This window comes from Devosia sp. (assembly GCF_028290625.1).
Taxonomy (GTDB): domain Bacteria; phylum Pseudomonadota; class Alphaproteobacteria; order Rhizobiales; family Devosiaceae; genus Devosia.
The window spans coordinates 167874-182423 of the sequence record NZ_JAQGJM010000038.1 but is presented as its reverse complement, the minus strand read 5'-3'; the positions used below and the strand labels follow the sequence as shown (position 1 = coordinate 182423).

Below are 14550 nucleotides of genomic sequence, written 5' to 3'. Positions count from 1 at the left end.
AATCCTCATGCGCCGACGATCGGCTCCCTCCCCTCAAGGGGAGGGCTGGGGTTACGGGCGTGCGGCCATCCCCCGAAGCGGCCAATTGCTTATCCCTTTAATCCCCACACCGCCCAACGCATTTCCCTGATTGCCCCATCACCCATCTTGATGCCGCCTGGGTAAGCTCAAGAAATCCAGCATGCTGGGTTTTTCGTCGAACGATTTCGAGGAAAATGCATGATCGGGGCAGGGTGCATCGCCTTGCCCTTCATCGTCATTTGCCGATAGACTGGCTGCACCCCTCAGCTAAACGGACGCGCCATGACCATCCAGACCAAGCCGATCCTCGCCTATTCGCTGCCCACCCCCAACGGGCAGAAGCTGCATATCATGCTGGAAGAGCTTGACGTTCCATACACTTACCACCGCGTCGACATCGGCAAGGGCGAGCAGTTCACCCCGGAATTCCTCGCCATTTCGCCGAATAACAAAATCCCCGCCATCGTCGATCCCGAAGGCCCGGACGGTGCCCCGATTTCCGTCTTCGAATCCGGTGCCATCCTCAAATATCTCGCCCTCAAATTCGGCAAGCTCTACCCCACCGATCCGCGCCAGCAGGTCGAAGTCGATGAATGGCTGTTCTGGCAGGTCGGCGGCTTCGGTCCGATGCTGGGCCAGAACAACCACTTCTCGGTCTACGCCCCCGAGAAAATTCCCTACGCCATTAAGCGCTATAGCGATGAAACTCATCGCCTTTTCGGCGTCCTCAACAAGCGTCTTGTCGGCCGGGACTATATCGCCGGCGACTATTCCATTGCCGATATCGCCGCCATCGGCTGGGCCCAGAGCGCCGAGCGCTACGGCATCACCCGCGCCGAGTTCCCGCACTTTTACGCCTGGTTCGATCGCCTCAACGCCCGCCCCGCAGTCGCCAAAGGCCTCGAAATCGGCAAAGTTCCACAGGCCACCAGCCTCGCCGACGACAAGGAAGCCCAGAAAATCCTGTTCAACCAACGCGCCCGCTAGCCCAATCGCCGCGCCCTCGGGCGCGGCATCTACTCTTCGGCGACTGGCGGCGGCACCCGCACCCAGTCTTCGCCCTTGCACACCACGTTGAATAGCACGCAGCCATTGAGCCGCGCCGCGTCCGGTCCGGTCATTTCGACATAGCCCGAATAAGTGTTGCCGTCCTGAGGGTTATAGATTTCGCCATCATAGATGTTCGGCTTGGTGCTGGGCAGTAGCGTCAGGATTTGCAGCCCCAGCATCGGCCGGTTGCGCAATTCCGGGTCCTTGTTTCGCAGGTCGGTAAACGTCGCCGGGTCCATCGCCTGTGCCGCCGCCAGCTCCTCCGGCGTCAACCCTTCGCTCGGCACGATAATCTTGCTCAGCGTGCCGCAAAAGCCCTCGGGGCAGGCGGCAATGGTGATTTCCGATAGCAGCACGGTCTGCCACACCCCCTCGATCGGGTCCGTCGCGACCGGGACTTCGACGGCGCCTTGCGCCATCGCCCCCACCATCCCCCCGGCCTGCATGACCAGCGCCAGCGCCGCCACTCTCAACCCTGCCAGAAGTCCAGTGTGCACCATGCCAATCCGCCCTTGCCGGCCCACACCGATTCGACAGCGTGGAAGTCATCTCGCGATTATGCCCAGGATCACATCGGAACAAAGAAAATTGCGGCGATAGCATCCCGGCGGACACGTAAGCCCATATTTTGTGGCGTGCCCGTGACCCGTAGCGCCCGCAATCGCGCGCTCCATCGCGCCAGCCCCAAGGAAAATACCGCCGTCGGAGAAAAGCTCTTGCGCACCCGCTACTTTCTCATGTACCAGCCCGTCTTGGAGAGGTGGCCGAGTGGTCGAAGGCACGCCCCTGCTAAGGGCGCAGATGGTCAAAAACTGTCTCGAGGGTTCGAATCCCTTCTTCTCCGCCATTCACCCCAGCGAACCGGTCGACCACAATTCGGTTCTCGCTGCGGTGTCATCCAGGCACCCAAGACATTGCACATAAACAAAAAAGCCGGCGCCGTGGCGCCAGCCTTGTTGCGTGCGGGCAGGGCGCTCAGAACGTCTTGACCAGCGCCTCCAACTGGTCGGCGCACAGGCCCCAGCCTTCGTGGAAGCCCATGGCCTCATGGGCCTTGCGGTCCTTGACCGTCCAGTGCCTGGCCACCGCCGTGTAGCGCGTCTTGCCGCCTTCGTCCTTGAAGGTCAGGGTCACGGTCATGAACGGCTTGGGCGAGGGCGCCCAATCGCCCACATAGGCATCGGTGAACACCAGCTTCTCGTTCGGCACTACCTCAAGATACTGACCCGGATTGGGGTATTCGTTCCCGTCCGGATCGGCCATGACCAGCAGGCTGGCGCCACCGGTTCGCAGATCCCCCTCTGCCTTTACCGTGCTCCACGGCTTGGGCGCGAACCACTGCATCAGCAGGTCCGGCTGGGTCCAGGCGCGGTATACGGCTTCGCGCGGCGCGTCGATCAAACGGGTCAGGCTCAGTTCGCGGCTTTCGTCAGCAGTGTCGGTCATTTCAGGTTTCCTCGCTTGGAATGGTTGTTCATCCTCACGACGAGCAGGCAAAGAGCCTTTCGACACGCCCTACCGAAATTCCGCGAAAAACCGTCACCCCTTCACCCGCGCCGAGGCGATCACCACCGGCGACCAGGCGAAATCCTTGTCGAACGGATATTGTGGAATGCCTTTGTGCTTGCGCTCCAGCCGCTCGACAAACTGATCAACCACGCCGGGCGATAGCGCCATCAGGCTCGGATTGGCCAGCGGCCCGAGGTCCGGCGACAGATAGCCCGATTTGACCACGAGGATTTTCGCCGTGCGGGGATCGAGCCCCAACCGGGCAAAGTCCTCGATATTGTGGAACGGCCGCCGCCTCGCCGTCACCACCAGCTCGACGCCGTCGACGCGCAACACCGCCTCGCGCAGCCTCGGTTCCGGCGCATCCAGCAGGAACACCACTTCCGCCGTCACGAGCGCCGGCGTGCTGGATGGATCGAGGCTCCCCCCGATGCTGGCCTCGATCATCCCGCCAACGCCGACGGCGTATGCAGCCTCAGTCGCCGCCGCATCCATGATCCCGGCGAACACCACGCCCTGCGCGCCCTTGGCTAGCAGCGCGGTCAGCACCTCCGCCCGATCACCGACTCCGCCGCCTGTCGGATTGTCCCCCGATTCGGCGATCACCGCCGGGCTCGTGGTCGCCGCCATGGCCCAGTCGACGCATTCATCGATGGTGCCGGTCTTGGGCCCGAACACGAACTGCTCGCGGATATCCCAATAGCCCTGCGCCAGCGTCTTGGCGGCAATATCCATCGCCGCCCGATCCGTCCCGGTCACCAGTGCGCAAGCGGTCGCGCGCGGCTCGTCCGCCCACACATAACCCACCTGAAACGACGCATCCCAGATGCCCGTCGGCTCCTCAGCCTCGTGGATGGTGGTGTAGAACGTGCGCGCCGGCTCGTCCTGCGTGCTGGTCCGCTCGCCCGGCAGCAGCACAGGCACCGGCGCCCATACGAGGAACGGCCGCACGCCGGTGCGCAGTGCCCGCACCAGCATCGTCACCGAGCGTCGCATCGTATCCTGGATGTCGATATGCGGCGCGGTCCGATAGGTCGAAAACATGTCCAGATTGTCCACGATCCGCTGGCTGATATTGCCATGCAAGTCGTAGCTCGCCGCAATCGGCACGTCGGGCCCGATCACCCCACGCACCGCCGCGATCAAATCGCCTTCGGCATCGAACATTCCATCGACGAACATCGCGCCATGCAGCGCCAGATAGACCCCATCCAGCTTTTCCGCCGCCTTGAGCCCATCGAGGATTTCGCTCTTCCAGCGCTCATAGATCGTCCGCTCCACCGGCCCGCCGGCAATCGCCCTGGCATGCAGGATGGTGACGAACTCGGCCGGAAAATGCGTCAGGAAATCGAAATAGGCATCCTTGAGCATCGATGGCCCGCGCAGCACGCGAAAATCGGCTTCGCGCGCCAGCACCGGATTATAGGTGCTGCATTCGGTATGTAGTCCGGCAACGGCAATGCGCATTCAATACACTCCTGGAATTTCAGCTTCCGGATCGGTCAAGGGCTTGGCAGCGGGCTTGATCGCCAGCCGTCCGGTCAGCGCCAGACTGATGGCCAACACCGGCAACAGTGCCGCGAGGCCAATTCGCATTTCCACATGCTCGGCGATGAAGCCGATCACCGGCGGCCCCACCAGGAAACCCGCCAGTGCTACGAAACTCAGGATCGCCACATTGGCCGAACTCGACCGGTCGGTCAGGCTCGCCGCCGCCGTCACCGCCAGCGGGAAGCCCACCGATACGCCTAGCCCGATTACCGCAAAGCCCACCAGCGCCAACGCCGTATTGGGCGCCACCAGCAGCACAGCCACGCCGAGTAGCCCGAGCAGGCCAGCGCCCCGTGCCAGCGGCACAGCGCCGAATCGCGCCTTGAGCCTATCGCCGCCGAATCGTCCCACGGCCACCATCATGGCGAACACTGAATAGCCCAGTCCCGCCGCGCCACCGTCGGCGCCGAACACCTTGCGCAGGAACACCGCCGACCAATCGGCCATCGCCCCCTCGGTCATGGTGATGCCGAACACAAAGAGGCAAATTCCCAGCAGCGCTAGGCTCGGCAGGCTCCAGGCCGAGCGCTTGCCGGTCTCACTATGATGGGGCTCCTGCGCCGCATCCGGCAATTGCCGCGACGCCAGCAGCGCGATCGGCAGCACGATGATCGCCACCAGCGGTATCGCCCAGCGTGCCTCCAGCCCAATCGCCGCGAGGCCCGAGCCGATCAGGCTGCCCGTCATGATACCCAGCGACCAGAAGCCATGCGACGTGCTCATGATCAGCGAGCCGGTGGATTTCTCCACCGCATCGGCCTGCACATTGAGCCCCAGCTCGGTGAAGGAAATCGCCCCACCCGCCAGCATCAGGCAAAGGAATAGAATAGCCGGCGTCATTGCCAGCGCCGGCAGGCTCACCGCAATAGTATAGAGCACAAAGCCTATAAGAAGCGTCCGTCGCGGCCCGATCTTGCCGACGATCGGCCCGGCGAAGGGCAGCGTCAGCAGCGTGCCGCACGGCAGTCCCAATAGCGCCCAGGCCAGCCCCGCCGGCCCCAGCCCCAACATTTCCTGCACATCCGGAATCCGCGGCAACCAGCTTCCGAACGCCACCGGCTGCAGAAAAAACACCAGCATGGTCAGCCGCTGGGCACTCAAGAACGACATCTAACTCTTCCTGCATTTCCAACGAACACGATCTGGCTGGGCTTTCACGTGCGTTTGGAGTTGAATGGTCGGTAAGGCTTCGGAAACCACAATCCTCCAGCGCGCTCGCAGCGTCGCCGGCCTTGCCATCGTGTTGCAAATTTTCATTCGTGACAACATCGTCGTCTTCCGATGAAGAGCCCACATCGATACCAATTCAAGCATCATCCGGTGTCGATGCCGACTTGTCCACATCCATTTGCGCAATAGAGCGCCAAAAACCGCCCAGTTTTGCGGCACTTTGCGCAAAAGCGCGCCGTTTTTCGGGGTGGCTTAAATTGGTATTGAAGTTGGTTGGTTTTCGTGTTGACATGACACTTGAGACAATCCTAGTCTTGAAAATAGTTTACAAAATTCCTTACCACTCCGTTTAAGAGAGTGGCGGGGCAACAGGGTTACGGCATTCATGCGGGTTGGCATTATCGGCCTCGGCTATCGTCTGGGTTATCTGGCGCGGGTGTTCTCCGCTGCCCGTGACGACTTTTCTGTCGTCGCTTACGTCGATGACGCGCCTGCGGGCCTCGACTACACCAAGGAACACGGCGTTTCCGTCGGCAAGGAATACCCGACGCTGGAAGCCATGCTGGATGGCGAACAGCTCGACCTGCTGATGGTCGGCTCACCCAACCACACACATCTGGACTACATCCGCATCGGGCTGGAACGCGGCCTCAAGATTTTCACCGAAAAGCCGGTCGTGACCTCGGTCGAGGACACCATGGCATTGGCCGAGCTGATCGCCCAATACGGCTCCGACAACCTCATGGTTGGCCTCGTGCTACGTTACGCGCCGCTCTATATCGACCTGCGCAAGGCCCAGGCCGAAGGCCAGCTCGGCGACATCACCTCGATCGAAGCGTCAGAGCATATCCCGCCCTATCACGGCGCTTTCTTCATGCGCGACTGGCGCCGCTACGAAAAATATTCGGGCAGCTTCATGCTCGAAAAGTGCTGCCACGATCTCGATCTCTATAATGGCGTCATGGGCTGCCGCCCGCGCTACGTCTCCAGCTTCGGTGGCCGCCGCACTTTCGTGCCCAAGAACGCTCCGGCCGTCACCGGCATCAACGACATGGAAGTCTACCATCGCAAGCCGAGCGGCTGGATGGGCAGCGACAAGGTCTTCGACAGCGACGGCGACATCATCGATTTCCAGACCGCCATGGTGCAGTACGAAAATGGCTCCGCGCTCACTTTCCACACCAATCTCAACGTTCCCGACGATTTCCGCCGCTTTGCGGTGATGGGCGCCAAGGGCATGGCCGAGGGCGATTTCATCCGCAATTTCCTGCGCGTCACCGATAGCCGTACCTCCGACCGCCTGGTCGACAACACCTACAAGACAAGCGGCCTCAGCCAGCATTACGGCGCCGACGAGCAGATGGCCGCCGATATCCTGAGCCACATGGTTGAAGGCGTGCCGTTGCCGGTCTCGGTGGTCGACGCGCTCGAAGCGGGGCTCCTGGCTCTCACCATGGACCAGGCCATGCGCACCAAATCGGTCATCGACATGGCCCCGATCTGGCAGCAGTTCGACGCTGCCCTCGGCCGAACCAGTTGAGGGGATAGACCATGACCAGCACACGAAACGCTACCCTGTTCGCTCTCGCTCTGCTGGCTCCGGCCCTTCTCTACATCATCGGTATCGTCGCCTATCCGCTGGTCGATACCATCAATCTCAGCTTCACCAATGCGGCGCTGAAAAAGACCTACGAGTTCGTCGGCTGGGCGAACTACGAAAAAATCTTCAAGAACAACTTCAACGAAGTCATCGTCCGCACCTTCGTCTGGACCTTCTTTTCCGTCTCCATCAAGATGGTCGTCGGCACCTTCGGCGCCGTGCTGCTCAATGCCGCCGTGCCCGGCCGCGCCCTGTTCCGCATCCTCACCATGCCACCCTGGGTCGTGCCCATGGCCATCGGCATTTTCATGTGGGGCTGGATGTATAACGGCCAGTTCGGCATGATTTCGGGCCTGTTGCAGAATTTCGGCATCGTCGATGGCCCCATCGCCTGGCTGGCCTACGGCAATACCGCGTTCTGGGCCACCATCGTCACCGACGTGTGGATCGGCGTGCCGCTGGTCACCATCTATCTGCTGGCCGCCATGCAATCGATCCCGCGCGATCTCTACGAGGCCGCCTGGACCGATGGGGCAGGGCGCTTCTACCGCTTCCGCCGCATCACCTTCCCGATGATCATTCCGGCTCTGGTGACCATGTCGCTGCTGTCGCTGATCGCGACGTTCAATTCCTTCGACATCATCTGGATCCTGACCCGTGGCGGCCCGTCCGGCTCCACCACCACCATGATCATCGACACCTACAAGACCGCCATTGGCTCTTACAAATATGGCGAAGGCGCTGCCCGTGCGGTGATGATCTGTATTTTCCTGTCCCTGTTCTGCCTGGCCTATTTCCGCGTCGTCGGAAAAATCAATACGGGAGAAAAGGCATGACCGACCAGCCGCTGAATATCGCTGCCGAAAAGACCGCCCATCCCGCCGATGATCTGGCCGTGGTGCCCGCCATCAGGAAGCCCGCCAAGGCCGTCCGGGCGATGATCGACCGCTATAAATGGTATGAATACACCGCGATTTACGCCGGCATGTTCGTCTTCCTGTTCTTCGTGCTGGCGCCGTTCATCGAAGGCTTCATGGTCTCGCTGAAGCCGCTGTCGGCGCTGTTCTCTTCGCCCTATAGCTTCTGGCCCAAAAACGGCTCGCTCACCGCCTATTTCACCATGTGGCAGAGCGTGCCCGGCTTCTGGCGCTACATCGTCAATTCGCTGTTCCTGTCCACCACCATCACTATCGTCGTGCTGATCATGGTGGTGCCTGCTGCTTACGCCTTTGCGCGCTTCCCCTTCAAGGGCCGCGGCATCATGCTGGCGGCGTTCCTGGCGGTGAACATGTTCTCCGGCGCCGTGCTGCTCATCCCGCTCTACCGGCTGATGCGCTCGCTGGGCGTGCTCAACACCTATTTCGCCATGATCGTGCCCGGCGTGGCCTTCCTCATCCCATCGGCCATCTGGCTGCTGCGCACCTACATGATGCGCATTCCGCGGGAACTCGATGAAGCCGCATGGGTCGATGGCGCCAGCCGTCTCTATACGTTGCGCCGCGTCATCCTGCCGATCGCCATGCCCGGCATTTCCGTCGTCGCTATCACCACATTCATTGGAGCCTATGCGCAGCAGTTCATCTTTGCGCTGACATTCAACTCCAAGACCGAGTTCATGCCGCTTCCCATTGGGTTGTTCGCCTACTTTGGCCGACAGGAAGTGGTGTGGAACGAGCTCATGGCCGCCAGCTTCGTTGGCATTAGCCCGGTGCTCATTCTGATCGTCTTTCTACAACGATACCTCGTCGCTGGCCTCACCGCCGGTGCCGTCAAGACCTAGGAGCGTTTCCAGGAAAAGTGCGCAGCGGTTTTCCGGTTCGGAAACGTGACTGAACAAGATTAGGGCACGGCGTCAAAAGCCGCGCTCAATAAAGGGACTCGCTCCTTCGGGAGCCAGTAAAGCAAGGGAAGGTACAAACATGAAAAATACCAGGATTCTGGGTGGTGCGATGCTCGCGCTGCTTGCTTCGACGGCTTATGCCGCCGCGCAGGACCAGACCATCAGCTTCGTGGAATGCGGCGATACGCTCAGCGCCGTCCACGTCGCCACCATCGCCACGTGGGAAGCCGCCAATCCAGGTTGGAAGGTTGCCCCCGAGGTTGTTGGCTGGGGCCAGTGCCAGGATAAGGTGACCACGCTTGCCGTCGCCGGCACCCCCGTGGGTCTCGCCTATATCGGTTCGCGCGCGCTCAAGCAGCTCGCTTCGAACGACCTCATCGTCGACATTCCGATGACCGACGAAGAAAAGGCCGGCTACTATCCTTACGTCGCCGACACCGTAACCTTCGATGGCAAGCAGTGGGGCCGTCCGGTCGCGTTCTCGACCAAGGCCCTGTATTGGAACAAGGACCTGTTCGCGGCCGCTGGCCTTGATCCCGAGAAGCCACCGACCACGTTCGCCGAGGAAATCGCCGACGCCAAGGCCATCACCGAGAAGACCGATGCTGCCGGCTATGGCCTCGTCGCCAAGACCTTCGACAACACGATGCACCAGTTCCTCCATTGGGTTTATTCCAATGACGGCCTGGTCATCGATGCCGACAACAACATCGTGCTCGATAGCAAGCAGAACCTGGAAGCCCTCACCGCGATCAAGGACATCGTTCCCTACTCGGAAGAAGGCCCGACCGCTTACGAGCAGAACGAAGTGCGCGCCATCTTCCTCGATGGCAAGCTGGGCATGATCCAGGCTGCTTCGGGTGCGATCAACCTGCTCAAGGACTCGCCCTTCAAGTGGGGTGTCACCACCTTGCCCCAGGGCCCATCGGCCAAGGGTCCCGGCACGCTGCTGATCACCGACTCGATGGCTGTGTTCAAGGGCACGGGCGTTGAAGAAAAGGCCATCGATCTGGCCAAGTTCATCACCAATGCCGAAAACCAGACCGCCTATGAAGCCGAGCAGGGTCTGACCCCGCTGCGTCCGGGTGCGGCTGCCGACGCCATCGTCGCTGCCGATCCCAACTGGAAGCCGTTCTTCGACGGTATCGCTTATGGTGGCCCAGAGCCGCTGCTGACCGACTATCTCGGCCTGCAGAACGTCATGATCGAAATGGTTCAGTCCGTCGTCACCGGCGCTGCCGAACCTCAGGCTGCCCTCACCAAGGCCGCTGCCGAGCTCGAGCAGTACAAGTAAGCTTGTTGCTTCCCGCTGCCGCCTCCGGGCGGCAGCGGACCTCATTTTGAACTGTCGGCATGCCCGACCGGAGACTCTGCGCCCATGTCCCAGCTCAGCCTCAAGCACCTCGAAAAGTCCTTCGGCGATACCCAGATCATCAAGGGCATCGACCTGGAAGTGTCGCAGGGCGAGTTTGTGGTCTTTGTCGGCCCTTCCGGCTGCGGCAAGTCCACGCTGCTGCGCATGATTGCGGGCCTCGAAGATATCACCAGCGGCGACATCGTCATCGGCGACAAGGTCGTCAACGACCTGCCACCGGTCAAGCGCGGCATCGCCATGGTGTTCCAGTCCTATGCGCTCTACCCGCATATGACCGTGTTCGAAAACATCGCCTTCCCGCTGCGCGTCGAACGCCTGCCCAATGACCAGGTCAAGGAGCGCGTCGGCCGCGCCGCCAAGGTCCTGCAGCTCGATGCCCGCCTCGAACAGCGCCCCGGCACCCTTAGCGGCGGTCAGCGCCAGCGCGTCGCCATCGGCCGCGCCATCGTCCGCCAGCCACAGATTTTCCTGTTCGACGAGCCGCTCTCCAACCTCGACGCCGCGCTCCGTTCCGAAATGCGCATCGAGCTGATGGAACTGCACAAGAAGCTCGGCTCCACCATGATCTACGTCACCCATGACCAGGTCGAAGCGATGACCATGGCCGACAAGATCGTGGTGATGAATGCCGGCCTGATCGAGCAGATCGGCTCGCCGCTCGAGCTCTACCACAAGCCCGACAACAAGTTCGTCGCCAGCTTCATTGGCAGCCCCAAGATGAATTTCATCCAGGGCAACGCGACGACATCCGACGGCACCAATGTGACCATCGATCTCGGCGCCTTGGGCACCATCGCCCTGCCGCGCGCCACCAAGCGGGTTGCCGGCGATACTGTCACCCTGGGCATTCGCCCCGAGCATCTGGTGCTCGGCAAGAGCGATTTCACCCTGACCGTCACCCCCAAGATCGTCGAGCACCTGGGCATCCACACCGTGCTCTATGCCGATCTCCCCGGCGGCGAGACCTTCATTGCCCTGTTCGAGGGCGACCCCAAGATCGAAGAGGGCGCTCCCCTCGAAATCGGCTTCAAGCTGTCCTCCGCCCACCTGTTCGACACCGCCGGCCTCGCGGTTTACTAACGCGGCCAGAGGTCAGGAGCCCGCCTAGAAAGCCCCACCGGTCCCTGGCGGGAACGCTGGGGTAGGGGGTTGCTGACTATGGTATCGATCCCAGTTTCAGAGACCAAAGCCATGCTCGACATCGTCGGCGTCCTGCAGTCCGAAAAGAGCGAGTTTACCCGGTCCGAGCGCGTGCTGACCGACATCATCCTGCTCGATGTCGAATCCGTGCTGAAAATGTCCATTGTCGACCTCGCCGCCCAGGCGGAAGTCTCCCCGCCCACCGTCACCCGCTTCTGCCGTCGCCTCGGCTGCGACAGCTATGCTGATTTCAAGGTTCGCCTGGCCCAGAGCCGCTTTGTCGGCCAACGCTATGTGGTGCCGGCCAATGGCCCCAAAAGCGTGCGCGAAATCGCCCAGGGCGTGGTCAATTCCATCCAGTCCACCATCTACGACACCTTCGACCACCTCGATTTCGACGCCATCGAACGCGCCGCTGAAACCATCATCAAATCCAGCTTCGTGCTCACCTTCGGCTCCGGCGGCTCATCCTCGATGGTTGCCACCGAAATGGAAATGCGCCTGTTCCGCCTCGGCCTCAAGGTGGCTTCCTCGATCGATCATCAGGCCCAGTTGATGCGCGCCGCCAGTGCCCCCACGGGCACCGTGATCATCGCCTTCTCGCTCAGCGGCAACAACCTGCCGCTGGTCAAGGCGCTCACGGCGGCTGGCGAATACGGCTTGCCGCGCATCGTCATCACCCGCTCGCGCTCGCCCATGTCCGACAAGGCCGATGTACTGCTGCCGATCGACCGCGCCGAAAACCCCGATATTTTCCAGCCCACCACCGGCCGCTATGCGTTCCTGTCTATGGTCGACATTCTGTCCCAAACCATCGCCACCCGCCTCGGCCCTCCCGCCGTCGCCAGCATGCGACGCATCAAGCACCAGCTCGTCGTCAACCGCGACGGCGACGACAGTCAGCCTTTGGGGGACTGATGCGAAATCCAGTCACGCCCTCGTGGTTCGAGGGTCGCTGCGCTCCCGCCTCACCATGAGGGCTACTGGAGCACCGCCGTTACAGTAGCCCTCATGGTGAGGTGCGAGTTCTTCACGAGCCTCGAACCACGAGGGCGTGCCAACAGGTTCACGAAGAGTACGATACATGACCGCCCCCACCTTGAATCTCGCCACCATCTGGACCCCGGCTACCGCAACCGAGCCCTTGTCCTATGCGATCAAGCTGACCAATAACGGCACCACGCCGATCAGCAATTTCAAGCTCGGCCTCAGCGGCCCCGCGCGCATCGATCCGCATGCCCAAATAGAAGGCGGCGTCCTCGAAAAGCGCCTCTCCAACCATTCCCTGTTCGCCCCGCCGGCCGGTTACGTCCTCGCCCCCGGCGAAACCTGGACCGTCACCGCCCGCGGCCTGTCCTATGGCCTGCGCCACTGGAGCGACGGCGCCAATTCCTCCTACGTAACGCTGGCCGATGACACCATTCTGCCGGTCATCACCACACCCACCCATTCCACCGCCGGCAATGCCCCGCTGCTCAAGGGCGCCGCGCGCTTCCCAATGCCCGCCAAGACCCCTGTCTCGGTCTCGATCATTCCCTGGCCCAAAAACGTCTCCGTCACCGGCGCCCGCGCCGTCCCCCAGGGTCTCAATCCGCTCCCCGAAGGCGAGGCCGCCACCAAGGCCGCCGCGGCCTTCGCCAAACTGGTCGACGACCTGTTCCCCGTCGAAGCCCTGGTCCGCCCCGCCTCCGAAGGCGGCATGCCGGTCCATCTGAAGCCAAAATCCGGCCTCGGCGCCGAAGCCTATGAGATCGCCTTTGCCGAGGACGCCGTCACCATCTCGGCGACCGCTCGCGCCGGCTTCCTCTATGGCCTCATCACCACCGGCCAGATCCTGCGCGGCGCCAAGCAACATCCGCACACGCTGGTCTTCCCCTCCGGCGGCACCATCACCGATGAGCCGGGCCTGGTCTGGCGCGGCACCCATCTCGACGTCGCTCGCCAGTTCTATACCGGCGCCGAAGTCAGCCGCCTGCTCAAGCTGATTGCCTGGAACAAGATGAACCGCTTCCACTGGCACCTCAGCGAAGACGAGGCCTGGCGCGTCGAAATCGATGCCTATCCGCAGCTCACCGAAATCGGCGCCTGGCGCGGCCATGGCAAGGCGTTGCCGCCCATGCTCGGTAGCGGCCCGCATCCCACCGGCGGCTACTATTCCAAGCCGGTGATCCGCCAGATTGTCGCGCTCGCCGATAGCCTCGGCATCCAGGTCGTCCCCGAAATCGACATGCCCGGCCACTGCTACGCGCTCTTGCAATCGCTGCCGCAGCTGCGCGACCCCAACGAAGTCGGCGAATACCAGTCCGTCCAGGGCTTCCCTAACAATTGCCTCAACCCGGCGATGGAGGAGACCTACACCTTCCTCAATACCGTCATCACCGAAATGCTGGACCTCTTCCCCGGCGGCATCTTCCACCTCGGCGCCGACGAAGTTCCGCTCGCCGCCTGGTCCGGCTCGCCTTTGGCGCTTGACCTGCTGGAAAAGCTCGCCGGCCCCGAAATGCGCAAGAAGCACGAGGCCCAGCTCAACCAGCTCGGCAATCACGGTGGTGCCGACGAAATCGAAGACTCCCCCACCGCGATCCTGCAGGGCTATTTCGTCAAGCGCGTCCACCAGATCATCGCCAGCAAAGGCGCCATCACCGGCGGCTGGGAAGAGGCCGCTCATGGCAACGCCGTCGACAAGTCCAATTCCTATCTGGTCGGCTGGCGCAATGTCGAAATCAACGCGGCCCTCGCCGCGCAGGGCTACGACATCGTCGTCTCCCCCGGCCAGCGCTACTATCTCGACATGGCCAACGGCATTTCCTGGTCCGAGCCCGGCGCCGGCTGGGCCGGCTGGTCCGGCCCCGAGGAAACCTACACCTTCGAGGCCCGCGACGGCATGACCCCCGAAGCCGTCAAGCACCTGCTCGGCGTGCAATCCTGCATCTGGTCCGAACCCATGACCGACCGCGCCATCTTCGACCGCCTCGTCTTCCCCCGCATCTCCGCCATCGCCGAAGCCGGCTGGACCTTGCCCGAACGCAAGTCCTGGACGCGGTTCTCGGCCTTCGCCGGCATGATGCCGATCATGTATGGGAATTGGGCGGAGTAGGGAGTCAGCGCTCACCGACCTCGTGGTTCGAGGCTCATAAGAACTCGCACCTCACCATGAAGTCTCAGGAACTTGGCGGCGCTTCTCAGGAGCGCTGCAGCCACGTCAGGTAGCCGTCACGGCGAGATCTTAGCGCCACGGCGATATCCCAGTAGCCCTCATGGTGAGGTGCGAGTTCTTGCGAGCCTCGAACCACG

At 62.2% G+C, this 14550-nt stretch carries 13 protein-coding genes and 1 tRNA gene; 9 read left to right on the top strand and 5 right to left on the bottom strand.

Going from position 1 to position 14550, the window contains the following annotated elements; all coding sequences use genetic code 11:
* The first annotated feature begins 303 nt into the window (after positions 1 to 303).
* On the top strand, positions 304 to 1008 hold the full coding sequence (locus JWR51_RS21890) for a glutathione binding-like protein (RefSeq protein ID WP_299752775.1): 705 nt from the start codon (positions 304 to 306) through the stop codon (positions 1006 to 1008).
* A 29-nt stretch (positions 1009 to 1037) separates the two neighbouring features.
* On the opposite strand, the gene JWR51_RS21885 is transcribed toward JWR51_RS21890, so the two are convergent.
* Positions 1038 to 1568 carry a DUF2147 domain-containing protein gene (locus JWR51_RS21885; protein ID WP_299752772.1) on the bottom strand — a complete coding sequence of 177 codons (531 nt, stop codon included), beginning with the start codon at positions 1566 to 1568 and terminating at the stop codon, positions 1038 to 1040.
* Positions 1569 to 1825: 257 nt separating this feature from the next.
* On the opposite strand from JWR51_RS21885, the gene JWR51_RS21880 reads away from it, so the two are divergent.
* A tRNA-Ser gene (locus JWR51_RS21880) sits at positions 1826 to 1918 on the top strand.
* Between the two features lie 128 nt (positions 1919 to 2046).
* On the opposite strand, the gene JWR51_RS21875 is transcribed toward JWR51_RS21880, so the two are convergent.
* From JWR51_RS21875 to JWR51_RS21860, 4 genes are all read right to left on the bottom strand, one after another.
* Positions 2047 to 2517 (bottom strand): SRPBCC family protein, encoded by a 471-nt coding sequence (locus tag JWR51_RS21875; protein ID WP_299752769.1) that lies wholly within the window; start codon positions 2515 to 2517, stop codon positions 2047 to 2049.
* A 93-nt stretch (positions 2518 to 2610) separates the two neighbouring features.
* Complete coding sequence (locus JWR51_RS21870; protein ID WP_299752766.1) at positions 2611 to 4047, bottom strand: M81 family metallopeptidase; 1437 nt, start codon at positions 4045 to 4047, stop codon at positions 2611 to 2613.
* Positions 4048 to 5232, bottom strand: coding sequence for an MFS transporter (locus JWR51_RS21865; RefSeq protein ID WP_299753001.1), 1185 nt, complete (start codon positions 5230 to 5232; stop codon positions 4048 to 4050).
* A gap of 205 nt (positions 5233 to 5437) precedes the next feature.
* Entirely contained in the window at positions 5438 to 5593 is a 156-nt protein-coding gene (locus JWR51_RS21860) for a hypothetical protein (protein WP_299752763.1), read from the bottom strand.
* 93 nt (positions 5594 to 5686) lie between these two features.
* On the opposite strand from JWR51_RS21860, the gene JWR51_RS21855 reads away from it, so the two are divergent.
* The 7 genes from JWR51_RS21855 (at position 5687) to JWR51_RS21825 (ending at position 14353) form a co-directional block, all read left to right on the top strand.
* Positions 5687 to 6841 carry a Gfo/Idh/MocA family oxidoreductase gene (locus JWR51_RS21855; protein ID WP_299752760.1) on the top strand — a complete coding sequence of 385 codons (1155 nt, stop codon included), beginning with the start codon at positions 5687 to 5689 and terminating at the stop codon, positions 6839 to 6841.
* Positions 6842 to 6852: 11 nt separating this feature from the next.
* Positions 6853 to 7737, top strand: a complete 885-nt coding sequence (locus JWR51_RS21850; RefSeq protein ID WP_299752757.1) for a sugar ABC transporter permease — start codon at positions 6853 to 6855, stop codon at positions 7735 to 7737.
* A gap of 101 nt (positions 7738 to 7838) precedes the next feature.
* Positions 7839 to 8681, top strand: coding sequence for a carbohydrate ABC transporter permease (locus JWR51_RS21845; RefSeq protein WP_299752999.1), 843 nt, complete (start codon positions 7839 to 7841; stop codon positions 8679 to 8681).
* Between the two features lie 139 nt (positions 8682 to 8820).
* Positions 8821 to 10035 (top strand): extracellular solute-binding protein, encoded by a 1215-nt coding sequence (locus JWR51_RS21840; protein ID WP_299752754.1) that lies wholly within the window; start codon positions 8821 to 8823, stop codon positions 10033 to 10035.
* Between the two features lie 84 nt (positions 10036 to 10119).
* A complete protein-coding gene (gene ugpC, locus JWR51_RS21835) occupies positions 10120 to 11196 on the top strand; it encodes a sn-glycerol-3-phosphate ABC transporter ATP-binding protein UgpC (RefSeq protein WP_299752751.1) in 1077 nt (358 codons plus the stop codon).
* A gap of 111 nt (positions 11197 to 11307) precedes the next feature.
* Positions 11308 to 12174: a MurR/RpiR family transcriptional regulator gene (locus JWR51_RS21830; protein WP_299752748.1), complete on the top strand. Its 867-nt coding sequence runs from the start codon at positions 11308 to 11310 to the stop codon at positions 12172 to 12174.
* A gap of 166 nt (positions 12175 to 12340) precedes the next feature.
* Positions 12341 to 14353, top strand: a complete 2013-nt coding sequence (locus JWR51_RS21825) for a beta-N-acetylhexosaminidase (RefSeq protein WP_299752745.1) — start codon at positions 12341 to 12343, stop codon at positions 14351 to 14353.
* Positions 14354 to 14550: the final 197 nt, after the last annotated feature.